The sequence below is a fragment of the Pseudoalteromonas sp. SR41-4 genome, assembly GCF_014163985.1.
GTDB classification, from domain to species: domain Bacteria; phylum Pseudomonadota; class Gammaproteobacteria; order Enterobacterales; family Alteromonadaceae; genus Pseudoalteromonas; species Pseudoalteromonas rhizosphaerae.
Genome location: NZ_JACJEI010000010.1, coordinates 19408 through 45060, shown reverse-complemented (window position 1 = coordinate 45060; position 25653 = coordinate 19408). Strand labels below are relative to the sequence as shown.

Below are 25653 nucleotides of genomic sequence, written 5' to 3'. Positions count from 1 at the left end.
TTATTCATCAATTGGGAAAATTTCAACATGGGCTTGCTCACGCATTTCTTGCTGCCAGTTAAAGCTTTCTTCTTTAAATTTACGATTAAAGAGCATGCCGTGAGCACGGTTACGTTTAGCTAGTTCGGTTTTATCAGCTATACGTTTGTCTAATAGCTGCACTATATGCCAACCAAATGTGGTTCTAAACGGGTCACTGATCTCATTTTTATCAAGTGATAGTAGGGCATCTCTAAACTGTGGCGCATAGGTCGTAGGATCTGTCCAATCGTACTCTCCACCTTTAAGTGCAGAGCCTGGATCTTCTGAATACTCTTTAGCAAGTTCACCAAAGTCAGCAGTCCCAGCACGTAAATCTTTAGCAAAGCCATTAAGCATATTGCGGGCTTTTTCTTCGCTTAAGATGATTGACGGCTTGATTAAGATATGGCGAGAGCGCACTTCGGTTGTTTCAACAACCTGGCGACCACGAATGTCTTGAACTTTAATAATATGAAAACCAGCGCCTGAACGAAGCGGGCCTATAATGGCATCTTTTTTGGTGCCCTTAACTGCTTCAGCAAAGAGTGATGGCATTTCATTAATGCTCATCCAGCCTAATTGACCACCTTCAAGTGCTTTTGAACCACTTGATGATGAAATGGCGATACGTTTAAATTCTTTCCCGTCTTGTAAAAACTCAATAACTTTATCTGCGCGAGTTTTTGCGCTAGCAATTTCATCCGCAGTGGCATTATTTGGAATATCAACGAGGATATGGCCAATGTCATACTCTTCCGTATTTTGACCTTGGCTTTCCATTATTTTTAAGAGATTATCAACTTCTTGTGGGCTAATATAAATACGACGGTCTACGTTTGCGCGCATTACTTGTTGAGTTGTGATCTCTTTACGAATTTCTTCACGATAAGATTGGAAACTCTCGCCTGATGATTCAATAGTACGGCGTAGGTCTGCGATTGTTCCGCCTTGCTCTTTCGCCATACCAACCAAAGTTTGGTCCAGTTGGCTATCAGAGATTTCTAACCCCATACGCTCAGCTAATTGCATCATCAACGCTTGATTTACTAAACGCTCCATTGCTTGAATACGTAGCGTATCATCCGAAGGTAATTCTTGTCCTTGCTCTTTGGCTTGGGTTTTTACGCGGTTAACAATAGTGTTTACTTCACTTTGTAAAATAACCCCTTGGTTTACAATACCAACCACCTTATCTATTTCAACAGGGGCTGCGAAAGCGCTTTGGCATAAACCAAGCGTCAAAAATGCTGATGCTAATAATTTTTTTAAATTCATACTTTTTCTAATACTCTTGCTAATAGTACGGTGATACTAGTTATTAAGAAAATACGGTCTACGATAGCCAAAAATACCTTGTTGTAATAATTTTTGTGCATCATAACGGCTTTTACTACCTAACCCTTTTAAGACAATATTAAATCCAATACTTGAATCAAAAGTGGCTTGTTCTTGGCCTATCGCTTGATTTAAATCAGTTGCGATTTGGCGACGGGCGGTAACTTGAAAGGCCCAACAGCATGATTCATATTGCAATCCGCTGAACACCTCGACACTACGACCGTTTTCTAAATCACGGTGATAGCTACTTACAAACTGCCATTGATCACTGAGCGGAATGCTAGTAAAAAAGCCAACTTGTTCGATTGTATTGCCTGAGACATCATTTGCATAGCGATGGTTCAATTGAACGAGTTGATTATCGTCACCTTTATAATCTAAGGTCACATTTGACTGGATAATCTGTTTACCATCGGTGTCATATTGAATTCCGCCTGATAAATACCAGCGGCGGTGCCAATGTAACATGGTTTGTGCGGCAAACAAGGCATTATAGTTGGTATCTGAGTTTAACCCTTGCGATGTTGGCTTGGCTGAGTCACTTAAATAAAATATTTGACCAGCACTAAAATTAAACAACTCTTCACTTTTATTATTAAATAAACGCGTGGTTGCACCTAATGTAAATTGATTTGCTGCGGCTATACGATCCACACTTGAAAAACGACTATCACGGAATAAACCAAAAAAATCATCTTGTAATTTTGTTGTATCGTATAAACCTATATTGGATTGATCTTTATTCGGTGTATACAAATACTGCAGTTGTGGCTCTAAGGTTTGAATACCATCATCAGCGAAGATAGTGGTTTCACGCTCAAAGTTTAATTGGCTGTATAAACGCACTTTAGGCAAAGTACGCGATACTGATTTAGCATAATCAGTATTTGCCAAATCACCTTCTTGCTTATAGTTAGTGTGCAATACGCTAAATTCAGATAAAAACGACCATGCATGCTCTTGGTAGCCGTAGCTTGCTTTTGGTTCGATGTGTAAACGAGTTGCCTTTTCAATAACTTGAGTGTCATTTGTAAAGTGGCTCAGTTCACCGTCTAGGGTAAGTTCAATATCCTGAAAACTAAATGGTGCTGTTTGCGAAAAGCTAATTTGTGGCCACGCCGCATACGATTCAACATGATCACCGAGCACTTCAAAGTTTTGTACTTTTATATCTGTACGCCAAGTATCACCTAAGTGTGATAACGAGCCAGTACGGTACAGTTGGGTGTCAGTACGTGTTGCGTAATTAGAACCCAAATCAGTGAGATAGTTATCATCGCTGACGTTGGTTATATCAACATTAGCACGCCAATTTTCGGCAAAATAACTTTGTTGTTGCCAGTGAAATAGAAAGCGCTCTTTGAGTTCTGGTTCGGAGTCGTCTTTGTCAAGGTATTCAAGTGCTACGAGACCTTCATTGCTATCACTCAAATAACGAAATTCGGTTTGCAGCTGCAAGCCTTTTTTAGACATATAGCGTGGTGTAATCGTGGCATCAAAGTTTGGTGCAATATTCCAATAATATGGAGTAACTGTTTCTACGCCGTAGCGATCTGAACTGGAAATATTGGGTGTTAATAAGCCCGACTTTCTGCGATTATCAATTGGGAAAGTGAAATAGGGTAAATAAAGTACAGGCGTATCCATAATACGCAATACCATATCATGGGTTTCGCCCCAGCCTTCATCACTGGATAATAAAATTTGTTCAGCTTGAATTGCCCACACGGGCGTATCGCTTGGACAGGTAGTAAAGCTTGCGTTCAGCAGATCTAAGCCAGACTTATTAATAGTGAGCTTTTCCGCTCCGCCGTGTGCTTGTTGATCCGTCAGCTTATAATCGGCACCAAGTAGGCTGATTTCAGAACTATTTAAATCAGCATTAAGACCTGAGCTATTTACTTCACTGATAGTGTCACGGTAAGTAATAGGGCCAGTTGCATTAAGTAACCCACGCTGTTTGTCAATTAGCGCACTTTGTGCGGACAAACTCATAGTAAGGGTGTTAATATCAACATTACCGGTAAATTCTGCGCTTTGGGTGCCAAGCAGTTCAATATCATCTGAACGGATATCGATCATGCCTAAGTCAAGGCCAGCAAGCGGTTGCCAAGCTCTGGTTTGCATTGAATTGCCACAAAAGTTGTGTGTCAGTTCAGTTTCGGCGAACGATGGTGCGCTGATCACACTTAGCATCATCATGCCCCAGGTTTTGCTCATTTATTAACCTTAATATGCTGTCGTTGGATGTAAGAATGACATAATAAAGGAAAACAATGGCAAATACAGTAATTGACTTAGTGAAAAATAGATATCTTGTAAAATGAATCGTTATAAAAGTTTACAGCAGTTTTTAAATCCGCACTTCGAAGATGAAGTATACCAGCTAGCTGCGATCACCGGAGACGCCAGCTTTCGTCGTTATTTCCGTCTAAATCGCGGTCAAGATAGCTATATAGTTATGGACTCAGATCCAGCTAAGCTCGATAACACTCCTTATATAGAACTCAACAAAGTTTTTTCTGAGCATGGTTTCAAACTACCAAAAATATTACATGCTGATGAAAAGCAAGGGTTCTTCTTATTAAGCGATTTAGGCAACACACATCTTGCTGATATGCTAGATGGTAAAGAACGTATTAATCACTATAAACACCTTATAAAACTTAGTGCACAATGGGCAAAAATGCCGCCTGTTGAGCACATGAAAGATTTTGATCGGGCATTTTTAGAATTAGAACTAAGTATTTTTTTAGAATGGTTGGTAGAGGGATTTTTAGAGCTAGAAGTTACTGCTGCAGAACGTACTTTATGGCAAACGAGCTGTGAGTTATTAATTGAAAATATACTCGCGCAACCTAGCGTCACCGTACACCGTGATTTTCATAGCCGTAATATTATGCACAGTGAACAGCAATGGGCAATTATTGACTATCAAGATGCCGTGCAAGGCCCGGTATGCTATGACCTGGTATCGTTACTGCGTGATTGTTATTTTAAACTTCCTCACGATGAACTTGAATACTTACTTGAGCATGCATTTGCTGAGTTTGAGCAACAGGGCTTGCTCAGTAACATCAGCTTTGCAACCTTTAAACAATGGTTTGATTTAACCGGTATTCAACGCCATTTAAAAGCGGCGGGTATTTTTTGCCGGTTAAATTTACGCGATGGTAAACTCGGTTATATGGATAATGTATTACCGACACTGCGCTACATTAGTGATGTGGCGCAAGATCATTCATCGTTGGTGGAGCTGGGTAAATGGATCAGCAGTAAGATTATTCCTGCTACCTTAGTCGCACTTAATAAAGTGCCAACTAAATAATGAAAGCGATGATTTTAGCCGCGGGTCGCGGTCAGCGAATGATGCCACTTACCGCAGAATTACCTAAACCTATGTTAAAGGTGCAAGGAAAACCATTAATCGAGCATCATATTGAGCGACTAAAAACAGCAGGGATCACTGATTTTATTATTAACCTTGCTTGGCAAGGAGATAAGATCCGTGCTTACTTTGGCGATGGTAGCCGGCTTGGTGTACATATTGAGTATAGCCAAGAGCCTGAGCAGGGATTAGAAACTGCAGGTGGTATTATTCAAGCCTTACCTTTGCTTGGTGAGCAATTTATTGTTATTAATGGCGATATATTTACCGACTATGATGTTAGTTCATTACTGCATATTCACTTAGATGCGGGCGAGGCACATATTGTGTTGGTTGAAAATCCAGCCCACAACCCAAATGGTGACTTTACGTTGCGTCATCTAAGCGCAGATAGCCCCAAGTATACATTTTCTGGTATTAGTCGCTTTCATCAGCAATTTTTTGCAGGAATTACAGCGGGTACTCATCGCTTAGGGCCATTATTAAAAAGTAAATTGGCTGAGCATGTTGTCTCTACGGAGCTGTACATAGGTAACTGGGACGATATCGGAACTCCAGAACGATTAGCTCAATTGAATGAGTTGTTGATAGAGCAACAACTCATTAAGTAATTCACATATAATAGGAGCGCCTCATGTGGGGTAAAATTTTAGGTGCCTGCTTTGGCTTTATGTTTGGGCGTATTATAGGCTTATTTATAGGCTTATACCTGGGCCATATGTTTGACAAGAGTTTAAAGCAGAACTTTGATAAAGCCGGCGGCTTTTCAAGCTTATTTAAAGGCGATGATGATATTAATCAGCGCCAAGCGTTATTTTTTACCAGCTGTTTTGGAGTAATGGGGCACATTGCTAAGTCAAATGGCCGCGTAAGCGAAACCCACATCCGTGCTGCCAGTTTATTTATGGATGAAATGGGACTCACTGGTGATGATCGCAAAGAGGCACAAGATGCATTTAAAGCGGGAAAAGACGCTGATTTTTCATTAAAAGAAACTGTTTTCGATTTTAAAGAGCGTTTTGCTCGTCGCCATGATTTATTACAACTGTTTTTAGAAATTCAAATCCAAATGGCGTTTTCTGATGGGGTGTTAGCTGCGCAAGAAAAGGAGCTACTCCAAGAGGTAAGTAAGTTATTAGGGATCTCTAAAACTCACTTTGCATTTGTACTTAAACGTTACCAAGCTGAATTTTCATTTCGTCAGCAACAACAACGCTATCAACAGCAGCAACAACGTCAACAAGGGCAAAGCAGTAGTTATCGTGAAGGCTCAGGGCATCATGTACCGCCAAATAGTGGCATGAGCCGTACTCAAGCTCTGGCTTTGCTGGGGCTAAATAATGAGGCGAGTGAACGAGAAGTAAAAGTAGCGTACCGTAAATTAATGGCGCAGCACCATCCTGATAAATTAGTTTCTCAAGGTTTACCTAAACATATGATGGAACTGGCAGTCAAGAAAAGCCAAGATATTCAAGCCGCTTACGAATATTTAAAAAAGGCGGCGTAAAAACCCGTCTACTTCTTTGGTCAAGCGCTCATGTTGCTCAGGCTCAGAGCGCAAACCAAACAGCTCACGTTGGCGGTAATCATATTTACTGTGACGTTTAACCCAGCGTTTTCTATCCGCCACACTCAGCAGTAAGTCTGGGTTATCTATGTTGTAGTAAATATCCAATAACGGCGGGCTAATAGTCGATATAATCGCGTTAAGTTGTTGGTTACGTCTACTGTTTGGTAAATAACTGCTAAGGCTGACAAATGCATCTATGTTGGTATTTGGATATTCGCCATAGTGTTCGAGCAATACTCCAGCAGAGGCACCTTGTGCAATAACAACAATTTTTCCATCTTCATCCAATGCACTTTGATACAACGCATTAAAGCGTGCAATTAAGTTGAGTTTATAATTATCTATTATCGCATTGCTTATATGAGCGATAGCATCAACATGTACAACAGGAGTAGCTGTGTCAGCTGATGGTTCGCCATTGTCTAAACTTGTAGTTTGCTTAGCCGCTGCAGGTTCAGTTGTTTCACTTGCATCCGCAGATGGCGCTGCTTGCCAATCAATATCGGGTACCGTCATAGCAATTGTGGCATAGCCTAAATCGTTAAGTTGCGTACGTAAAAAGTTGAGCCCGTTGTTATTGGTAGGTAAGTGTTGCCAATCAGGGATAATCAACACCACACCGCGCTGCTGGGCACTCATGTGTTGGCGATATAAACTTAAAAACTCAGTATCACCGGCAAGTAGCGGTTTTAGTTCATCTTGCGGCATTAAGCGTGATAAATCATTACTGCTGATTGTTGACCATGGTGTGGGTGCAATAAAGTCGGCTGCTTGGGCTGGCATGGCCAAGAAAGTCGCGTAAACCAAACTAATTAATTGCCATACTTTAAACTGTTTGCCGATAGCCATATAAACCACCACGATGAATCAATAAGTTGTTATCGGCGTGTACAGCAAAAAGTTTAGTGTGATTTTAAGCTCGTAATTAAAACTCTGGCTCAGCTTCAAAAGTCATAATTTGTGCTGTTCCCGGGTGAGTGAGCTGTAGCATTTGTGCGTGCAATTGCAAGCGCGGGGCAGCAGCCAGGGCATCAGGGTGAGCATAGAGCCTATCGCCTAAAATAGGGTGCCCCAATGACAACATATGCACACGTAATTGATGTGAGCGTCCGGTAATAGGGGTAAGTTCCACACGAGTGGCGTGCAACTCATGCTCCAGTACAGTGTAATGAGTTAAAGAGGGCTTCCCCTTGTCATGATCAACCATTTGCTTAGGGCGGTTTGGCCAATCACAGATCAGTGGCAAATTGACTGATCCCGTTAATGGCTCTAATTTACCGTACACTCGTGCAATATAGCGCTTTGCAGTTTGGCGTTCTTGAAACTGCATACTTAAATGACGATGAGCCGCTTTATGCATTGCTAAACAAATAATTCCAGAGGTTGCCATATCTAAGCGGTGAACTATTTTTGCCGTAGGAAAAACACGGTTAACGCGAGCTATCAAACAATCGGCGTGTTTAGGATCTTTTCCCGGCACAGTCAAAAGTTCACTGGGCTTGTTGACGATCAGTAAATCATCATCTTGAAATAAAATGGTTAAATACGGATCTAATGGAGGATTGTAGTTAATTAACACGGCCGACCTCAATGATTTATGAGCGCGCTATTTTAGAGAAGTCATCGCTTATACACAATCAATAACGTATTAGATTAGACGCGAGAGTATTAATGAGCGAGTTAATTGGCAAGTAGTCGTTAAGCAAAGGGTATTTTTGGGCAAAAGAAAAGCGCGAACTATCGCTAGTCGCGCTTGCGGAATCTTCTAATTTTCTGCATCCTGCAATTGAACTTAATCAACTCCTAAACTTTACTAATCCATGTGATCACACTGTTACTTATTCGTTCTGCGTGATATAGGCTATCCGTGCCTCTGTCCTATGTGCTTCCTTTTGATCCTTTTTGATAATCTCTATTACCGGTCCTTTACGCATCGTCCTGATGCTATCCCTTAGTTAACAGTTCCATTGTGATACCCTTTAGGGCCTGTCCATCTGTCCGCTTTTATAACATCCTGTCTAACAACTCTCTTGCGAGCCCTGTTGTTATTCCTTTTCGCATCATCTTGACGCTGTCCGTGTATTTACTATCCTTAGTGCTACTCATCCTGAGCCTGTCCGTGAATCCATTTTTTCCTAACGTAACCTTTAATTCGAGGTTTATGAGTAATCATTCCTTGTCCGTTTACTCATTTAAGCGTCACTGCTTAACCGATGAAGTAAGTATAGAGAGTATCTGCAAACAAAATAGGCTAAAAACAGTAACGAAAATACAGTCATTATTTTGAAATTTTATAATAGTTATTATATTTCATGTGGTTAGTTTGTTTTTAGACTTTTTTTATGATGTTTTATACTCAATAGCTGTCATAACCGTGAGATATATCGCACAAGTGATTTCCATTATGGGCATGGTCATCATTGATTAAGATTTAATAAGTGCACTTTTTCAAGGAGCAAGTTATCATTACATGATAATAGTTATTATTTAGTTGGAAGCGATTTATGAAAAAGACATTAGCAGCTTTAGTTGGCTTAGTGTTAACAACCCCTGTGTTTGCAGATGAAGCAGTAAATATTTACTCTTTTCGACAACCGTTTTTAATTCAGCCAATATTAGATGATTTTACTAAGCAAACAGGCATTAAAACAAATGTGGTGTTTGCTAAAAAAGGATTAATAGAGCGTGTTAAGCGTGAAGGAAAGCATAGCCAAGCTGATTTAGTCTTAACCTCTAATTTTAGTGATTTAGTGCAGCTAGATGAATTAGATTTAACCCAAACAATTAATAGTGAAACCGTTAATAGTAATGTACCGGCTAAGTTTCGTGATGTTGAAGGACAATGGGTTGCATTAACTAAGCGGGTGCGTAACGTTTATTCATCAAAAGAGCGCATAGGTGCATTAGCGCATTTAAGCTATGAAGAATTAGCCGATCCTAAATACAAAGGCAAAATTTGCACCCGTTCGGGTAAGCACCCATATAATTTAGGCTTGGTCGCTTCAATGATTGCACACCATGGTGAAGCAGAAACTAAAAAATGGCTTGAAGGTGTGAAAGCAAATTTAGTTCGTAAACCTCAAGGTAATGACCGCGGGCAAGTAAAGGCAGTAAAAGAAGGCTTATGTGATTTAGCGATCGGTAATAGTTATTACTTTGGTAAGATGATGGAAGATCCCGAGCAAAAACCATGGGCTGATGCCGTACATATTAACTTTCCGAATCAAGATAACAGAGGCTCACATATTAACGTATCTGGTGTAGTTATGACCAAGTACGCTAAAAATCCTGAAAATGCCTTGAAACTAATCGAGTTTATGACCGACAATATGGCGCAAAATATGTACGCTTCGGTCAATATGGAATATCCAGTAAGACTGGGCGTTGAATTATCAAGCTTGGTAGCATCATGGGGTAGCTTTAAGGAAGATAGCTTAGCGCTTGATGAAATTAGCAAATATCGTCCTTTAGCACTTAAGCTAATTGATGAGGTGAAGTTCGACCTTTAATGAGTTTAAAATTTTCACTGTCGCGATGGCAGTTATTCGCGTGGGTTATTGGCATAGTGTTGATAACCCCATTGTGTTTTTTATTGTTCGAATCACTACAAGGCGATTCTGACGTATTTAGCCACCTCTGGGATACCGTGCTATGGGATTATACCCGCAATACACTGTTACTTATTTTGGGTGTTGGCGTTGTCAGTTGTATTATTGCCCTTCCGCTTGGCTGGTTAACCGCTTATTGTGATTTTCCCGGCCGTAAACAGTTTGAGTGGGCGCTTATGCTGCCCCTTGCGATGCCGACCTATATTATTGCTTACGTTTACACTGATCTGTTTGATTATGCCGGTCCGGTGCAAATAGGGTTACGCGAATGGTTTGGTTGGCAATCACCTAATGATTATTGGTTTTTTGATATTCGTACTTTATCTGGTGCGATTATTATGATTGCCTTAGTGCTTTATCCTTATTTGTATTTGATTTTTAAAACTGCATTACGCGAACAGTCATTTAAATTGGTGCAGGCGAGTCAGTTGATGGGATTATCACCTAAGCAGAGCTTTTTCAAAGTTAGTTTACCACTTGCTCGAGGGGCGATTGTGGCTGGACTGACGCTGATCAGTATGGAAGCAATGGCTGACTTTGCAACCGTTAATTATTTTGCGGTAAGTACTTTAACTACAGCGGTTTATGATACTTGGTTAGGGTATTATTCGTTAACAGCTGCGGCTAAAATTTCAGGTATTATGTTACTTATATTGTTTTTAGCGTTAACGATGGAGCGTTTTAGTCGTCGTAATCAAGCTGTATTTGAGCGCCAACCAAGCGTCAACAGTGATGCGCTATATAACTTAACGGGCAAAAGTGCATGGCTGGCAACTATCTTTTGTATTGCAGTGTTATTTTTTGCCTTTATATTACCTGTCGCTGTGTTAATGGGTTATGCCATTTCATATTTCGGACAAGCATGGAATAGCGTATTTTTTCTCTATGCATGGCAAAGCTTTAAAGTCGCGGCCATCGTGAGCATTATCACCATTATTTTGAGTCTGTTAGTGGTATTTTATCAGCGCATTGCTAAGCAGCAATATCCACTTGTACCTGGGCGATTAGCCAGTACAGGTTATGCGTTACCTGGAACAGTACTCGCTATTGCAGTGTTGTTACCATTGACCTTGTTAGACGATAAATTAAATACTTGGTTAGAGCCAATAGGTATTACACCGGGGCTATTATTGAGCGGTACTTTGTTTGCAATTATATTTGCATATGTGGTGCGCTTTTACGCTATAGCTCATGGTGCAATTGAAGCTAGTTTTATGCGGATAAGCCCATCGCTTGATATGGCGAGTCAATCAATGGGGAAAAGCCAAGGCCAAACTCTACGCAAAGTACATATCCCGTTATTACGTCGTGGTATTTTAACCGCAGGATTGTTGGTATTCATTGAATGCATGAAAGAATTACCTACCGCATTGTTATTAAGGCCATTTAATTTTGAAACCTTAGCGACTCATGTGTTTCAGTATGTCAGTGATGAGCAGTTAGAGCTGGCGTCTATTTCAGCGTTAGCAATTGTTTTGGTGGGGTTAATTCCTTTATACTTTATTAATCGCTCGATGGAGCAACGCAGTTAATGAGCAGTTTAGTATTAGAAAATTTATCGTATCAATACAACGGCACATCCGTGATTGAGCACTTAGATTTAACTGTCGCACAAGATGAAATAGTGTGTTTACTCGGTGCTAGTGGCTGTGGAAAAACCACCACATTAAAAGCTATTGCTGGGCTGATTAAAGCAAAGCAAGGAAAAGTATTTATTGATAGTAAGTTAGTCAGTGATGAGCATACTTTTTTAGCGCCAGAGTATCGAAATATTGGCATGATGTTTCAAGATTATGCGCTATTTCCACATTTAACTGTGGCTGATAATATTGCCTTTGGCTTAACCAAGATGACAAAAGCGGATAAGTTAAAGCGCGTTGCTGAAATGCTTGAGTTAGTGCATTTAATTAATTGTGCAGAACGTTTCCCGCATCAGTTATCTGGGGGTCAGCAGCAGCGAGTGGCAATTGCTAGGGCACTGGCTTATAAACCTAGTTTATTGTTATTAGATGAACCGTTTTCCAATATTGATACGCAAGTACGGTTTGAGTTAATTGCAGATATTCGTCGTATTATTAAAACCCAGCAAGTATCAGCTGTATTTGTTACTCATTCAAAAGAAGAGGCATTTGCGTTTGCTGATACATTAGCGGTAATGCACTGTGGGAAAATTGCTCAACAAGGTACGTCTGAGCAGCTATTTAGTGCTCCAAGCTCAAAGGTAGTTGCAGAATTTCTTGGTCAGGGCATATACTTAGATGCAGAAGTATTAACAGCAACTGAATATCATACTGCTTTCGGATGTGTTGAGTCATTAGTTACGCATCGTCATGTTAAGCAAGTTGGGAAACTTTATGTTCGCCCACACCATCTTGAGTTAATACCTTTTCAATCACAAGGCTGTAGTGCAAATACGGTGACTATTTTAAACAGTCGTTTTGTTGGTTCGCATTTTGTGTATAAGGTTATGGTTGATGGACAAGAAATTGAAGTTGCTGCTCAGTTGGGCCACTCATTTTTAGCAAATGAACAGGTGACAATAAAAATAACACCACACACGGTTAACTTTTTCGCAGATTAAGTGCTTTAGTATTTTTAATTTCATTAAAAACGCCGTGTATGAGATTTTGAGTTAAGGAAATACCATGGCGCAAGCGCAATCTGGAATTTGTGCTGAGGCAAACTTGCACGGTTTACATTTGTTTTTTAATGTATTTGATGGCCACGATGAGTCATTACGCAAAAAGTTAAAATACGTTAGCGCTATCCAAGATGAGTTTTCTGATCAGTTTTCTGAATCGATGCTCTCCAGCCTAGTTGCAGTGGGGGCACAGTATTGGCCGCACATTCTGCCTGAATTTCTGCCTAGTGAATTACAGAGCTTTCCTAATATTCCTCATAATGATCATATTATGGGGGCTCAGCCTTTTGATTTATTTGTCCAAATTCGTTCCGATAGGGAAGATGTAAACCATTTATTTGCTTTGCAAATTCTTAAGTTATTTGCCCCCGATGTTGAATTGGTTGAGCAAGTGCGAAACTTTCGATTTTTAGATGGTCGCGATTTTAATGGTTTTATACTCGGTGGTGACACTCCTCATGGTCGCCAAAAGCGCATCACAGCGTTAATCAATAAACCCAACCATTTTGAAGATCAAGGCAGTTACGTACATATACAGCGCTATAAGCATGACTTAAGTGTGTGGCAAAATTTACCTCTGAGTGAGCAAGAGCAAATAATGGGACGCACTCGCTTAGATAATACCTTGATTATGCCTGCGACTGAGAATAGTCATGCTGTACGCACTGAGTTAAAAGATGAGCAAGGGCAACCACTGCAATTAAATCAAAACATGCCTTATGGTGACGTTTACGAACAGGGTATATTAGCGATTAGTTATGCAGCACAGGGAAATGCATTTGAGCAAGTATTACGAAGTCGATTAGGTGATGCCGATTGCTACGATCATTGGCTTGATTTTACTCAAGCCGATATGGGTTCTGCGTTTTTTGCCCCATCAATTAACTTTTTAAAGCAGCTGTAAAAAGTTTGAATCGGTAGATTTATACCGTATCAAATAAAATACGCACACGTTCAAGAGTTACATCAATTTCAGATACTTTAGCTGGAGCGATAAAAATAGTATCGTCACCAGCAATGGTACCTAGTACGCCATCTGCTTTACCTAATGAATCTAATAGTCGAGCAATTAATTGTGCAGCTCCTGGGCTGGTTCGAATAATGATCATCATTTCGTTATGCATTATATCAATCACTAACTGACGTAATGGGCTTTTCGCTGTAGGTACGCCCATTTCAGCAGGCAAACAATAGACCATTTCTTGTTTGGCATTACGAGTGCGTACCGCGCCAAACTTGCTTAACATCCGCGACACCTTACTTTGACTAATATTATCAAAGCCTTGCTCTTTTAGGGCGTCAACAATCTCACCTTGTGAACCAAAGTTTTCTTCTTTTAAAAGTGCCTTAAAGGCCTTTACTAATGCTTCTTGTTTATCTTGTGGTTGCATATTATAGGTTCTTATTCATAAGTGATGCGCTAATTGTACACAATGTTGCATACTTATGCAGTAGTTGTTTGCTTTTGCGATGGATTTTAGTGCTGTAAACCAGCAAGTTTACAACTATGGTCTAAATTATATGTGAAATAAGCAGGATAAATTTGTCTTTAGTCGTTAATTTCATTATCTTTAGAGCCACAAATATTTCCTACCTCAAATTACGGAGAATTCCAATGAAAGTTGCTGTATTAGGTGCTGCTGGCGGTATCGGCCAAGCGTTGTCTTTATTATTAAAAACAGGCTTACCAGCTGGTTCTGAATTATCACTTTATGATGTTGCTCCAGTTGTTCCTGGTGTTGCTGTTGATCTTTCTCATATCCCAACTGACGTTAAAGTTGCAGGCTTTGGTGTTGATGCACTAGATCAAGCGTTAACTGGTTGTGATATCGTTCTTATCCCTGCTGGTATGCCACGTAAGCCTGGTATGGACCGCGCTGATTTATTTAATGTTAATGCTGGTATTATCAAAACATTAGCAGAAGGTATTGTTGCTAACTGTCCAAAAGCATTAGTGGGTATTATCACTAACCCAGTAAATGGCACTGTGCCAATTGTTGCGGAAGTATTCAAAAAAGCAGGTACTTACGACGCGAAACGTGTTTTCGGTATTACCACTCTTGATGTGATCCGTTCAGAAGCATTTGTAGCTGAGCTTAAAGGTGTTGACGTTGCAACTGTGAAAGTACCAGTAATTGGTGGTCACTCAGGCACAACAATCCTTCCGTTACTATCTCAAGTTGAAGGCGTTACTTTCACTGATGAAGAAGTTGCTGCACTTACTCCACGTATCCAAAATGCAGGTACTGAAGTAGTAAATGCAAAAGCGGGCGGTGGTTCTGCAACATTATCAATGGGCGCTGCTGCTGCACGTTTTTGTATGTCTTTAGTTAAAGGCTTACAAGGTGAAGACGTTGTAGATTACGCTTACGTTGCTGTTGAAAATGGCGATGCTGCATACTTTGCACACCCAGTACGTTTAGGTAAAAACGGCGTAGAAGAAATTCTTTCTTACGGTGAACTAAGCGCATTTGAAGAGCAAGCTAAAAACGACATGCTTGATACGCTGAAAAAAGACATCCAAGAAGGTGTTGATTTCATCAACGCTTAATTGCTAAGTCGATTGATACAAAAAAGCCTGCATTTGCAGGCTTTTTTATGCTCGAAGGATTTTTATACATTAGGTGTTTATTAGTGATTACGATCAACGGCAATACGAGCCAAGCTAACGAGTGCTTCTTTATACGGTGATTCATCTAATACAGATAAACACGCAATCGCTTTATCAGCTTCTTCGTTGGCTTTATTCATCGTAAACTCAAGTGCTTTGGTTTCATTGAGGGCACTTAGAATAGCTTCTAAGTGGTCCATACCATTACTGTGCTCAATGGCATCACGGATCAACTGTACTTGCTCAGCATTACCGTGGCGCATAGCATAAAGTAGTGGCAGGGTAGGTTTGCCTTCGGCCAGATCATCACCGATGTTTTTACCTAACTGCTCAGCATCAGCATTGTAATCAAGTACGTCATCCACCAATTGAAAAGCGGTTCCTAAATGCATACCATAAAGATTAAGCGCTTGCAGCGTAGAGTCGTCTTTTTCGGTAATAATCGCAGCAAGGCCTGTTGCAGCTTCAAATAATTTAGCTGTTTTAGAATAAATTACCTGCATGTAGCTATCTTCGGTGGTATCAGGGTCGTTACAGTTCATTAATTGCAGCACTTCACCTTCCGCAATCACGTTGGTTGCATCAGCGAGTATTTGCATAACTTGCATTTTACCAATACCAACCATCAGCTGAAATGAGCGGGTGTAGATAAAGTCACCAACAAGTACGCTGGCTGCATTACCAAACTCAGCATTTGCTGTCGGTGTTCCTCTGCGTAAATTTGATTCATCAACGACATCATCATGCAGTAATGTAGCTGTGTGAATAAATTCAACAATAGTTGCTAAAGTAACATGATCTTTGCCTTCATAGCCAAGTGCTTTAGCCGCTAAAATAGCCAACATAGGGCGAACACGCTTGCCGCCGCTGTTTACTATATATAAGCCTAGTTGATTGACTAATGCTACATCAGAGCGCATTTGCGCGTAAATTAGTTGATTGACGTCATTCATATCGTTTTCGATTAACGCCTGGATAGCTTTTATATCCATTGATCTCCGAGCCAATTTTAATGGGTATACGGGGCTGATTGTACAACAAAAAACAGCTTTGCTCGACAGTTTGTGACGATTCGCTGAAAAAACACGGTTAAGCAGCTTAATTTAGCCTTAATTTGGAAAGATAACTTTTTTATTTGAGAAAATTTACGTTAATTCAACATGGTTGTTTTTTATTCTTAGTGCGTGTTTGTTCGTGGTGTAATTTATTTGTCATGAAACGCTAAAAAGGCTTGGCATAATGCCAATTTAATATAAAATAGGTGAAAATATTGAATCGCCTTCAATGCAGCTATTTTTTATTCATTTAATTAATAAAACAGGCTTGCTAGTTTTTGCACATTAGCGTAAACTTCGCGCCCTATTGAATAATATTTTAGTTGCGTCGATTTGAGGGCGCACAGACGGAGTTAATTATGTACGCGGTTTTCCAAAGTGGTGGTAAACAGCACCGTGTGACTGAAGGTCAAACAATTCGTCTTGAGAAATTAGACGTTGAGACTGGTGCAGCAGTTGAATTTGATTCAGTACTTTTAGTTGCTGATGGTGAGAAAATCGAGATCGGTGTACCGTTCGTAAACGGTGGTAAAATAACAGCTGAGGTTGTTTCACATGGTCGCGGTGAGAAGATTAAGGTTGTTAAATTTAGACGCCGTAAGCATTCTCGTAAGCAAATGGGCCATCGTCAATGGTTCACAGAAGTTAAAATCACTGGCATTAGCGCTTAATTAGAGGTACTTAGAAATGGCACATAAAAAAGCAGCTGGTAGTACTCGTAACGGTCGCGATTCAGAAAGCAAACGCCTTGGTGTTAAGCGTTTTGGTGGCGAATCAGTTCTAGCGGGTAGCATCATTGTTCGTCAACGTGGAACTAAATTCCATGCTGGCACAAACGTAGGTATCGGTAAAGACCACACTATCTTCGCAAAAGCAGATGGTAAAGTTCAGTTTGAACAAAAAGGTCCTTTAAACCGTAAATACGTAAGCATCGTATCTGAGTAATCAGAATCGGTTCTTAAAAAACCCCGCCTTTGCGGGGTTTTTTGTTTTGAAAATAAATATATACCTAAGCCAAGCCTGCAATCAGCTTGGCTTAGGTATATAATAGTGAAATTAACAAGCCAATCCCTAAAGTGAGTAATCATGAAGTTTGTAGATGAAGTAGAAATTCGCGCAGAAGCTGGAGACGGTGGCAGCGGCATCGTATCTTTCCGTCGTGAAAAATATGTCCCAGATGGTGGACCAGACGGCGGTGACGGTGGAGATGGTGGTAGTGTTTATCTACAAGCTGATGAAAACTTAAATACCCTAATCGATTATCAGTTTGAGCGTTTTCATAGAGCTGAACGTGGTACTAATGGCCGCAGTCGTAACTGTACCGGTAAAAAGGCTGATGACTTATATGTGATGGTGCCTGTAGGTACTCGGATCATGGATGTTGATACCCAAGAAGGTCTTGGTGATTTAACTCAACATGGTCAAAGAATTTTGGTTGCAAAAGGCGGTTTCCACGGCTTGGGGAATGCGCGTTTTAAATCAAGTACTAACCGAGCGCCTCGTCAAAAAACATTAGGCACACCGGGTGAAGTACGTAACCTTAAACTAGAGCTATTATTATTAGCTGATGTTGGTTTATTAGGTTTGCCAAATGCAGGTAAGTCTACTTTTATTCGTAGTGTATCGGCAGCGAAACCAAAAGTAGCTGATTACCCATTTACTACGCTGATTCCAAATTTAGGTGTGGTACGTCCAGAAGCAAATAAATCATTTGTTATTGCAGATATTCCAGGGTTAATTGAAGGTGCCTCTGATGGCGCTGGCTTGGGTATTCGCTTCTTGAAACATTTAGAGCGTTGCCGTGTATTACTGCATATTATCGATGTTATGCCTGCCGATGGTTCAAACCCAGTAGATAATGCATTTGCGATCATCAATGAGTTGCATCAGTACAGCCCGAAGCTGGCTGAAAAACCACGTTGGTTAGTCTTTAATAAAATAGACTTATTGCCTGAAGATGAAGCTCAGGAGCTATGTGAGCAAATCGCTGAAGAGTTAGGCGAGACTGAAAATATTTATCATATTTCTGCAATTAATAAGCTAAATACTCAGCCATTAATTCATAACATCATGACGCTACTTGATAGCATGCCAAAAGAAAAGTTTGTACCAGTTGAAGATGAAGAAGTTGAATTCAAATGGGATACTTATCATAAAGATGCCACTAAGAAGAATGATGACGACGACTGGGATAGTTGGGATGATGACGATTATGACGTTGAAGTTGTCTATGAGCGTTAGACTAAAGTAAAATATTTTAAAAGGAGCTGGTGCTCCTTTTTCTTTTTATAATAAAAAAGTATTGGGTTTTAATGTGAAAATTTCAATGATTGCAGCTATGGCTAAAAATAGAGTGATTGGCCAAGATAATGATATGCCATGGCATTTACCTGCTGATTTACAGCATTTTAAAGCGGTTACAATGAATAAGCCCGTGATCATGGGACGTAAAACATTTGAGTCAATTGGTCGCCCTTTACCTGGTCGACGCAACATCGTTATTAGCCGAAATACAGACTATACTGCAGTTGGGGTTGATGTAGTAACATCTCCTGAAGCCGCAATTTCATTGCTGTGTGAGTCTGATGAGGTAATGGTGATTGGTGGCGGGAATATATATCAACAATTTTTAAAAAGTGCCGATACACTTTATTTAACGTTTATTGACCTTGATGTTGTAGGGGATACTCAGTTCCCTGATTATGAACAATCAGCAAACTGGCAAGTTGTAGAAGAGCTGTATAATCAACCTGACGATAAAAACATTTATGGTTATAAATTCGTCACATTGGATAAAGTTAAGTAACATTATTGCGGTTAAGCTTATAGGTTGATACAATATTAAACAACTAAGGTAGTTATAAAGTATTACACAAGGGTATAAAATGATTAAATTATCAACACTCGTTATTGCTGCAGCTGTTATTTCTGGTTCTGTTGCTTTTAGCGCGCCAGTTAAAGCGGATGATCAGTTAGCTGTTTCAATCTGTGAATACATAGCTGCGGATGATAAAAACCGTCTACGTGATAAATTAAAAAGCTCACGTGTGAAAATTCGTAATATTTATGATGCAGTACAATGTAATGGTCTTAACTTGCTACGCCATGCGGTTGCCAGTAATGCAGTTGATACTGGTGAATACATTGTGAAAAACTTATCTAAAAGCTCTTTAGAAGATGGAGCTGACATAGCATGGGCCGAAGCAAATGGTCATGGCGGTTCTGCATTAATACCAGCTATTAAAGAACGTGCTGGTTTATAAGTTATAATAAATTATTAAAAAAGCCGCGATATCGCGGCTCTTTTGTATTTGAAACAAAAGTTTAACAGATTCGACCTCTATTGTATTTTTATCTGGTAGAATAGGCAGGTTATAAGCAGTTTAAGCAGTGAACAACTATGTTAAGTCCTTTTTATCAGCAACATGCTGATCATATCTCTATATCGCGTGAGCAAGGCTGTCGTTTCGCAAAATGTGTTGCCGATGATTACAACCCACTACACGATAAAGATGCAAAGAAATTTTGTGTCCCTGGAGATTTACTATTTTCATTGGTATTGAGCCGTTATGGTATCAGTGAAAAAATGGAATTTACCTTCGCAGGCATGGTTGATGAGAATACTAAACTCACCTTCCCTGAGGGCGCCGATGAGTTTGATATTACCAGCGGCGAAAAAGTCATGCTAAAGGTAAAACGTGAAGGTAACACCAGTCAGTGTCAAACACTCACCGACAGTCTAATAAAAAATTACGTTGAGTTTTCTGGCACAACTTTCCCGCATGTTATTATTCCACTGATGGGCAAGCAAGATGTGATGATCAACCCAGCTCGTCCTATGGTTATCTATGAGTCAATGTTAATTAACCTTGATACTTTAGATATTCATGCGCCTACTTTAGAGTTTGCTGAGCCGAGTTTTGAATATATGGGTAAACGTGGCAAAATTACTTTGCGTTTTAACTTGTTAGAAAATGGCGTAAAAGTCGGCTGTGGTGAAAAGCACATGTTGGTATCAGGTATTCAACAATATTGCCAAGATACGGTGGATGATCTAATTACGTTCTATAACCAACGAAAAGAAACCCTCAAACCAGCTTGAACATTTAGCAAGCTTAGAAAGGCGCTGCAAAGCGCCTTTTTTGTTATTCGCTTTGGGCGTACAATAGCGCCATTATTTGTTACACAAAGCTAAACTTATGTCTGCGACTACTTTCTCTGAGTTAAAACTCGATCCTGTACTGCTTAATGCACTTGAACAAAATGAATATCATACCCCTACGGCGATACAGCTAAAAACTATTCCGCTGATTTTAGCTGGTCATGATGTTATGGGGAGTGCACAAACAGGAACAGGTAAAACAGCTGCTTTTGTATTACCTCTGTTACATAAATTACTTAATACACCAAGTAAAGATGAGCCGGGTACTGCTAGAGTACTTATTTTGACACCAACTCGAGAGCTTGCTCAGCAAGTCTTCGCTAGCTTTGAGAAATACGCGCAAGGTACTGATATTAAAGGTGCACTCGCTTATGGTGGTGCCAGTATTGGCCCGCAAATTAAAGCCATGAAAGATGCACAAGTTGTAGTGGCAACGCCAGGGCGATTACTTGATCATATAATCAAAGGCAGCATTAAGCTATCAAGTGTTGATTCACTGGTGTTTGATGAAGCCGATCGCATGCTTGATATGGGCTTTATTGACGAAATTAAACGTATATTGCGCCATGTTCCCAGTGATCGTCAGACCTTACTATTTTCAGCGACCTTTGACGATAGTGTATTTGAGCTCAGTAAAAAGTTATTAAAAGATCCAAAACTTGTTGAAGTCAATAAACGTAATTCTGCGGCTGTAGAAGTTGAGCAAATCATTTACGCGGTTGATGAAGACCGTAAACGTGAGCTTGTCTCGCACATGATTGGCATGAAAAACTGGCGCCAAGTACTGATCTTTACTCGCACAAAGCAAATGGCCGATCAACTCGCCAAAGAAATGTGTAAAGATGGCTTAAAAACACAGTCAATTCATGGTGATAAATCTCAAGGTGCACGTGATAGAGCACTGCAAGATTTTAAAGAAGGTACCACTCGTGTGCTAGTGGCAACCGATGTTGCAGCTCGAGGTCTAGACATAGTCTCGTTAAAGTATGTGATTAATTTTGAATTACCTTATATAGCTGAAGATTATGTCCACCGTATTGGCCGCACAGGGCGCGCTGGCGAGCAAGGCTTAGCGATGTCATTAGTCAGCCTTGACGAGCAGTGGTTACTTGAAGAAATTGAAGTGTTGCTTGATACTCGTCTAACGCCGCAGTGGTTAGCTGGCTATGAACCGGATCCCAATAAAAAGCCAAAAGATAATCGTAAAAATACCAGTAAGTCGCGCAAAGAGCGTGATAAAAAGCGTATTACAGGACAAAGAGCACCCAACAGACGGCGTAAATAGAAGCTTTCAGTTTTTAGCTATCAGTTGTCAGAAAAATGATCTGACCTCACTAAAGTAGACACGGGGTTTTAATTGGTGTGAGCCAAATCAGCCCTAACAAAGTGCTGTTAGGCTATTACTGCATATCTCTTGATTTTGCATTTATCAAATATAAGGATTACAGAATAAATGAATACTAGTTTTGGTGACCATTTCGATGAAATGAACAAGCTCATCACTGATGTAGATAGCAGAGACAAGAATGAAGCTGAAACTAGGCATAAGATTATTGACTTTGTTCTACACTATTTCCTTTCTTGGCCTAAAAACCGTGTTGCAGTAGAAGAATATATCAGCCCTGGATTTGCAGATTACATTTTAAAAAAAGAAAATGGGGAAGATCAGTTATTCCTTGAAGCTAAGAAAGAAGGGATATTTTTCGACTTACCTATAGCTCATAATACAGATGAAACTCATTGCTATATTTCAATAAAGAAATTATTGAGTGATATAAATATAAAATCTGCTATGCAACAAGTACGAACATATTGTTTTGATACTGGCTGTGAGTATGGTTGCATTACGAATGGGCATGAGTGGATATTTTTTAAAACATTTGAAAAAGGGAAGCGTTGGGAAGATCTGAAAGCATTTGTGGTGAGATCATTATCATTTTTTGTCAATGATTATACTAAAGCCATTAACACATTATCCTTCACAGCTATTTTTTATAATTCATCGCTTTCACCTTTGTTGTCAAGTACGCAACCTAAAGATAGAAGTATATTTTATCCAAAAGATAAGATTCTATCTTATGCTCATCCCATTAATGCAAATAGATTAGCTCCTACTCTAAGACCAATTGCCAATCATTATTTTGGGGTAATTTCAGATGATGATACTGATTTTATGGATAAATGTTATGTATCACAACGTGAATACAAAACTACGTTTGATGGCATTCATAGCTTAATACAAGACTCTTTAAGTCCGTACTTTAAAGAGTATGGTGTTTCACAACTTGACGATACAGGTAAAGGAGGAAAGCTAGGTGGCCGTTTAACTAAAAACCTTAAAAAAGGTAGAAAAGGTGAGGTATTAGTCCTTTTTGGTGGTAAAGGTGCTGGTAAGTCGACTTTTATTAAACGATTGTTGCATCATACCCCACCTAGGTGGTTAAAAGATCACTCTGTAATATCAATAGTCGACTTATTAAAAATCCCCGAGAATAAAGAGGTTATAAGGGCTCATATTTGGAAAAAACTTGTTGAAACTTTAGATACGGATAATATTTTAAACTCAGATCGCGACATAGTTATCGAAAAATTATTTGATGATCGTTATCAAATCTCGTTAAAGCAGGATTTAAGTGGCTTGCAAGTTAATTCTGAAATATTCAATTTAAAATTGAATCAGCTAATCTCAGATTGGAAAAAAGACCATTTATACTGTGCTACTAGGTTAGTCAACTACTGGGGAGAGCAAGGCAAAGGTACAATAGTTGTTGTTGATAATACAGACCAATACTCTACAGATATTCAGGATTTTTGTTTTACTTCAGCGCAAGAAATATCAAACGAACTTGCTTGTGTGTCTCTGATATCAATGAGAGAAGAACGATTCTATGACTCAAAAATACATGGAGTTTTGGATGCCTTCCAAAACTCTGGTTTTCATATCAGCTCGCCCAGTCCAGCTGAAGTTTTTAAGAAAAGGCTTTCTTATACTATTTCATTACTTGCCGACTCGAATCGGAGAGAAATGATAATTGGTGATGTTGATAGTGCATTTGTTCAAGATTGTCAGGTTTATTTAAAAATACTCTCTAAGGAATTTGAAAATCAAGCATCACCTTTAACTAACTTTATAAGTGCCTGTGCTCATGGTGATACAAGGTTATCCCTAGACTTATTTAGGAGCTTCTTATTGTCTGGCTATACCAATGTCGATGAGATGATCGCTGTTGGTCGATGGAATTTTCAAATTCATCAAGTATTAAAACCAGTAATGATTCCAACTAGGTACTTTTATGATGAACAGCTGAGTGATATTCCTAATATTTATCAACTACGTTCTAACAGGCATTCATCTCATTTCACAGCATTACGTATTCTAAGGAAACTATCTAAAGGAACTGATAGTTCATCACCTTCATATCACTCTATAGCGATATTGAAGTCATATTTTTCTGAAACTTTTAATATGATTGATGACTTTGAAAAAAATGTGGACTCACTCCTAAAGCATGGTTTTGTTGAATCAAATAATAGACTTGATGAATTTTCAAATAATGTTGATAGCATAAAAATAACTAACTACGGCCTTTATATGAGCAATGAACTCGCTCACTATTTCACCTACTTAGACTTGATTTGTACTGATACAGGTTTGTTTACGGAAAAGACTTGTAATTACCTCACAGAAGCAGCTAGAAAAGAATATAGTTTATTTAATCGAGGTGAAAGTTTAGACCGTGTTAAAGTTAGGCTGGAGCGTGTGGAAGAGTTCATTAAGTATCTGGAACTCGAAGAGTACAGGGAAAAGTCAACTTTTAATTTAGATATGCCTCTAAATGAGATGTTCAGCTATAAAGCCATGAAAGAATTTGATGTAGAAAAAACAAGAGTATTAAAAAGCGCTATGAAGCAAAAAAGTAAAAAAGCAAATGGTAGGAAACGGTAAGAAATAACCTAATCGGGTAGCCGGAGGTCTCTAACCTCCAGCCCCCACACCACCCATCATGCGCTTTTGATTAACAGGAAGCGCAATGTTAATTCCTTTTGTTTTTGAGCTGCGACAAGGGACTTCGTTTTCAAGCGTCTACTTTTGGTGCTGGTGATATCACATGCTCTGGCAAGTCGGGCCTAGAATATGTATTACTCTTAAGCGCAGCGTCTCTTAACCTCTTTGTGAATAATTCACTAAGTTTTTTTGCACAAAGAGAAGGAAACGAAGCTAACTACTTGAGCTGGCTTATTCTATGCCGCTTATCATTATTGCCCGAAGCCCGAAGCCCGAAGCCCGAACCTAAGCTATTTGCTTCTCAGCTAGGTTCAGCTCCATTGTCGCTTTTAATAAGCGGTAAAGATTAATAGATGCATCAATTTCTTCTTTACGGTTGGTTAAACTTTCAATATTTAACCCCAGTGGCACGTCTAAATGCGCGCAACTTCTTAGTATTAAATCTAAGTTTTCACGGCAAATACGTACAGATTCACTCAGTGGGTTTTGCGAATCAAGCATCCGCCATTTAGTTGCATCAGGTACGGAAATTCCTAACCATTGCATAAACTCTAAGGTTTTTTCACTGCCGCAGGGTGTAAAGGTTAGAATAATACGTTTAGGTTCGATACCTTGAGCTTTACAGCTGCGCGCATAACTGGTGATCAAATCCACGGTTGCTTGCGCGTTATACACAGCTTGTGAGATAAAAAATTTACAGCCTTGCGTGGTTTTTTCAAGTAAGCGTTCATGTTCATTACGTTTACTTGCGTGGCGCTCGGCAATGGTAACGCCTCCTAAAAAGAAGTCTTGAGGCTGTTCGCTTAAGACTTTATAAGCATCAGGCAGGCTTAATTTAATATCCCCGTCAGATGATGGACTACCGACTAATACTAGGTTTTTTAAATTAAACTGGTTTTTAGTTTCGCTTAACCACTGTTTAAATTCGGCCACACCGCGCTGTGCAACACTTTTATAAGTGATCACTTCTTGATGCGATAAATTACGTAGTAAGTTACTGTATTCTCGAGGATCTACTGTTTGCTTGAACGGAAAAGGGCGAGGCATCTCAGTGCGACTACTTTCATCTTGAATGTCATAAATAATCACGCCATCGTATTCAATTTCATGCAAACGAGCTAAGAGCTTTTGGGCGATAATTTCAAGCTGCGCTTTATCAGTACCAATACGTGGTGGGGTGGTACCAATTAAGTACACACCCTGATTGGTGTCTTCAATTTTCTCTTGTAGTGATAAAGCCATAATCCTCATTC

23 protein-coding genes are annotated in these 25653 nt (G+C 39.6%); 16 read left to right on the top strand and 7 right to left on the bottom strand.

The annotated features are described in order from the left end of the window. Entirely contained in the window at positions 1–1296 is a 1296-nt protein-coding gene (gene surA, locus H5180_RS10140; protein WP_145235448.1) for a peptidylprolyl isomerase SurA, read from the bottom strand. Between the two features lie 36 nt (positions 1297–1332). Further along, a complete protein-coding gene (gene lptD / locus H5180_RS10135) occupies positions 1333–3579 on the bottom strand; it encodes an LPS assembly protein LptD (protein ID WP_145235450.1) in 2247 nt (748 codons plus the stop codon). A gap of 103 nt (positions 3580–3682) precedes the next feature. Here lptD and H5180_RS10130 point away from each other — a divergent pair, with 103 nt between their 5' ends. Genes H5180_RS10130 through djlA form a run of 3 tightly spaced genes read left to right on the top strand, consistent with a single transcriptional unit; the run spans position 3683 to position 6254 of the window. Continuing rightward, a complete protein-coding gene (locus tag H5180_RS10130) occupies positions 3683–4687 on the top strand; it encodes an aminoglycoside phosphotransferase family protein (protein ID WP_182758176.1) in 1005 nt (334 codons plus the stop codon). Continuing rightward, a complete protein-coding gene (gene murU / locus H5180_RS10125; RefSeq protein WP_182758175.1) occupies positions 4687–5358 on the top strand; it encodes an N-acetylmuramate alpha-1-phosphate uridylyltransferase MurU in 672 nt (223 codons plus the stop codon). Before H5180_RS10130 ends, murU begins: the two co-directional genes overlap by 1 nt. 23 nt (positions 5359–5381) lie before the next feature. Beyond that, entirely contained in the window at positions 5382–6254 is an 873-nt protein-coding gene (gene djlA, locus H5180_RS10120) for a co-chaperone DjlA (protein WP_149982088.1), read from the top strand. On the opposite strand, the gene H5180_RS10115 is transcribed toward djlA, so the two are convergent. Further along, the gene (locus tag H5180_RS10115) at positions 6237–7166 is read right to left on the bottom strand and encodes a DUF3530 family protein (protein ID WP_145235458.1); all 930 of its coding nucleotides are present in this window, start codon (positions 7164–7166) and stop codon (positions 6237–6239) included. The genes djlA and H5180_RS10115 overlap by 18 nt on opposite strands. Before the next feature lie 76 nt (positions 7167–7242). After that, complete coding sequence (gene rluA, locus H5180_RS10110) at positions 7243–7896, bottom strand: bifunctional tRNA pseudouridine(32) synthase/23S rRNA pseudouridine(746) synthase RluA (RefSeq protein ID WP_149982086.1); 654 nt, start codon at positions 7894–7896, stop codon at positions 7243–7245. Between the two features lie 925 nt (positions 7897–8821). On the opposite strand from rluA, the gene H5180_RS10105 reads away from it, so the two are divergent. From H5180_RS10105 to H5180_RS10090, 4 genes are all read left to right on the top strand, one after another. After that, complete coding sequence (locus H5180_RS10105) at positions 8822–9826, top strand: Fe(3+) ABC transporter substrate-binding protein (protein WP_182758174.1); 1005 nt, start codon at positions 8822–8824, stop codon at positions 9824–9826. After that, entirely contained in the window at positions 9826–11457 is a 1632-nt protein-coding gene (locus H5180_RS10100; protein WP_145235464.1) for an iron ABC transporter permease, read from the top strand. Before H5180_RS10105 ends, H5180_RS10100 begins: the two co-directional genes overlap by 1 nt. Then, positions 11457–12506: an ABC transporter ATP-binding protein gene (locus tag H5180_RS10095; RefSeq protein WP_182758173.1), complete on the top strand. Its 1050-nt coding sequence runs from the start codon at positions 11457–11459 to the stop codon at positions 12504–12506. The genes H5180_RS10100 and H5180_RS10095 overlap by 1 nt, the downstream gene beginning before the upstream one ends. A gap of 64 nt (positions 12507–12570) precedes the next feature. Further along, entirely contained in the window at positions 12571–13470 is a 900-nt protein-coding gene (locus H5180_RS10090) for a Dyp-type peroxidase (RefSeq protein WP_145235468.1), read from the top strand. Between the two features lie 19 nt (positions 13471–13489). Here the strand turns inward: H5180_RS10090 and argR are convergent, their stop codons facing one another. Then, the gene (gene argR, locus H5180_RS10085; RefSeq protein ID WP_145235470.1) at positions 13490–13957 is read right to left on the bottom strand and encodes a transcriptional regulator ArgR; all 468 of its coding nucleotides are present in this window, start codon (positions 13955–13957) and stop codon (positions 13490–13492) included. Positions 13958–14181: 224 nt separating this feature from the next. On the opposite strand from argR, the gene mdh reads away from it, so the two are divergent. Beyond that, a complete protein-coding gene (gene mdh / locus H5180_RS10080) occupies positions 14182–15117 on the top strand; it encodes a malate dehydrogenase (protein ID WP_145235472.1) in 936 nt (311 codons plus the stop codon). An 80-nt stretch (positions 15118–15197) separates the two neighbouring features. On the opposite strand, the gene ispB is transcribed toward mdh, so the two are convergent. Next, complete coding sequence (gene ispB / locus H5180_RS10075) at positions 15198–16169, bottom strand: octaprenyl diphosphate synthase (protein WP_145235474.1); 972 nt, start codon at positions 16167–16169, stop codon at positions 15198–15200. 422 nt (positions 16170–16591) lie between these two features. Here ispB and rplU point away from each other — a divergent pair, with 422 nt between their 5' ends. From rplU to H5180_RS10035, 8 genes are all read left to right on the top strand, one after another. Beyond that, complete coding sequence (rplU, locus tag H5180_RS10070; protein ID WP_006794538.1) at positions 16592–16903, top strand: 50S ribosomal protein L21; 312 nt, start codon at positions 16592–16594, stop codon at positions 16901–16903. Positions 16904–16919: 16 nt separating this feature from the next. Then, a complete protein-coding gene (gene rpmA, locus H5180_RS10065) occupies positions 16920–17177 on the top strand; it encodes a 50S ribosomal protein L27 (protein ID WP_064665557.1) in 258 nt (85 codons plus the stop codon). Between the two features lie 141 nt (positions 17178–17318). Then, a complete protein-coding gene (gene cgtA, locus H5180_RS10060) occupies positions 17319–18473 on the top strand; it encodes an Obg family GTPase CgtA (protein ID WP_145235477.1) in 1155 nt (384 codons plus the stop codon). A gap of 73 nt (positions 18474–18546) precedes the next feature. Further along, complete coding sequence (gene folA, locus H5180_RS10055; RefSeq protein WP_182758172.1) at positions 18547–19038, top strand: type 3 dihydrofolate reductase; 492 nt, start codon at positions 18547–18549, stop codon at positions 19036–19038. A gap of 79 nt (positions 19039–19117) precedes the next feature. After that, positions 19118–19495, top strand: coding sequence for a DUF3718 domain-containing protein (locus H5180_RS10050; RefSeq protein ID WP_145235479.1), 378 nt, complete (start codon positions 19118–19120; stop codon positions 19493–19495). Positions 19496–19632: 137 nt separating this feature from the next. Then, on the top strand, positions 19633–20334 hold the full coding sequence (locus tag H5180_RS10045; RefSeq protein WP_182758171.1) for a DUF3581 family protein: 702 nt from the start codon (positions 19633–19635) through the stop codon (positions 20332–20334). Between the two features lie 97 nt (positions 20335–20431). Continuing rightward, positions 20432–21679 carry a DEAD/DEAH box helicase gene (locus H5180_RS10040; protein ID WP_182758170.1) on the top strand — a complete coding sequence of 416 codons (1248 nt, stop codon included), beginning with the start codon at positions 20432–20434 and terminating at the stop codon, positions 21677–21679. Positions 21680–21847: 168 nt separating this feature from the next. Beyond that, a complete protein-coding gene (locus H5180_RS10035; protein WP_182758169.1) occupies positions 21848–24340 on the top strand; it encodes a type I restriction enzyme HsdR N-terminal domain-containing protein in 2493 nt (830 codons plus the stop codon). 345 nt (positions 24341–24685) lie between these two features. On the opposite strand, the gene H5180_RS10030 is transcribed toward H5180_RS10035, so the two are convergent. Next, positions 24686–25642 carry a methylenetetrahydrofolate reductase gene (locus tag H5180_RS10030; RefSeq protein ID WP_145235486.1) on the bottom strand — a complete coding sequence of 319 codons (957 nt, stop codon included), beginning with the start codon at positions 25640–25642 and terminating at the stop codon, positions 24686–24688. Positions 25643–25653 lie beyond the last annotated feature (11 nt).

Bases quoted from the DNA above. Each gene is read 5' to 3' on its own strand.
- surA (WP_145235448.1), bottom strand. From the start codon at position 1,296: ATGAATTTAAAAAAATTATTAGCATCAGCATTTTTGACGCTTGGTTTA.
- lptD (WP_145235450.1), bottom strand. From the start codon at position 3,579: ATGAGCAAAACCTGGGGCATGATGATGCTAAGTGTGATCAGCGCACCA.
- H5180_RS10130 (WP_182758176.1), top strand. From the start codon at position 3,683: ATGAATCGTTATAAAAGTTTACAGCAGTTTTTAAATCCGCACTTCGAA.
- murU (WP_182758175.1), top strand. From the start codon at position 4,687: ATGAAAGCGATGATTTTAGCCGCGGGTCGCGGTCAGCGAATGATGCCA.
- djlA (WP_149982088.1), top strand. From the start codon at position 5,382: ATGTGGGGTAAAATTTTAGGTGCCTGCTTTGGCTTTATGTTTGGGCGT.
- H5180_RS10115 (WP_145235458.1), bottom strand. From the start codon at position 7,166: ATGGCTATCGGCAAACAGTTTAAAGTATGGCAATTAATTAGTTTGGTT.
- H5180_RS10105 (WP_182758174.1), top strand. From the start codon at position 8,822: ATGAAAAAGACATTAGCAGCTTTAGTTGGCTTAGTGTTAACAACCCCT.
- H5180_RS10100 (WP_145235464.1), top strand. From the start codon at position 9,826: ATGAGTTTAAAATTTTCACTGTCGCGATGGCAGTTATTCGCGTGGGTT.
- H5180_RS10095 (WP_182758173.1), top strand. From the start codon at position 11,457: ATGAGCAGTTTAGTATTAGAAAATTTATCGTATCAATACAACGGCACA.
- H5180_RS10090 (WP_145235468.1), top strand. From the start codon at position 12,571: ATGGCGCAAGCGCAATCTGGAATTTGTGCTGAGGCAAACTTGCACGGT.
- argR (WP_145235470.1), bottom strand. From the start codon at position 13,957: ATGCAACCACAAGATAAACAAGAAGCATTAGTAAAGGCCTTTAAGGCA.
- mdh (WP_145235472.1), top strand. From the start codon at position 14,182: ATGAAAGTTGCTGTATTAGGTGCTGCTGGCGGTATCGGCCAAGCGTTG.
- ispB (WP_145235474.1), bottom strand. From the start codon at position 16,169: ATGGATATAAAAGCTATCCAGGCGTTAATCGAAAACGATATGAATGAC.
- rplU (WP_006794538.1), top strand. From the start codon at position 16,592: ATGTACGCGGTTTTCCAAAGTGGTGGTAAACAGCACCGTGTGACTGAA.
- rpmA (WP_064665557.1), top strand. From the start codon at position 16,920: ATGGCACATAAAAAAGCAGCTGGTAGTACTCGTAACGGTCGCGATTCA.
- cgtA (WP_145235477.1), top strand. From the start codon at position 17,319: ATGAAGTTTGTAGATGAAGTAGAAATTCGCGCAGAAGCTGGAGACGGT.
- H5180_RS10050 (WP_145235479.1), top strand. From the start codon at position 19,118: ATGATTAAATTATCAACACTCGTTATTGCTGCAGCTGTTATTTCTGGT.
- H5180_RS10045 (WP_182758171.1), top strand. From the start codon at position 19,633: ATGTTAAGTCCTTTTTATCAGCAACATGCTGATCATATCTCTATATCG.
- H5180_RS10040 (WP_182758170.1), top strand. From the start codon at position 20,432: ATGTCTGCGACTACTTTCTCTGAGTTAAAACTCGATCCTGTACTGCTT.
- H5180_RS10035 (WP_182758169.1), top strand. From the start codon at position 21,848: ATGAATACTAGTTTTGGTGACCATTTCGATGAAATGAACAAGCTCATC.
- H5180_RS10030 (WP_145235486.1), bottom strand. From the start codon at position 25,642: ATGGCTTTATCACTACAAGAGAAAATTGAAGACACCAATCAGGGTGTG.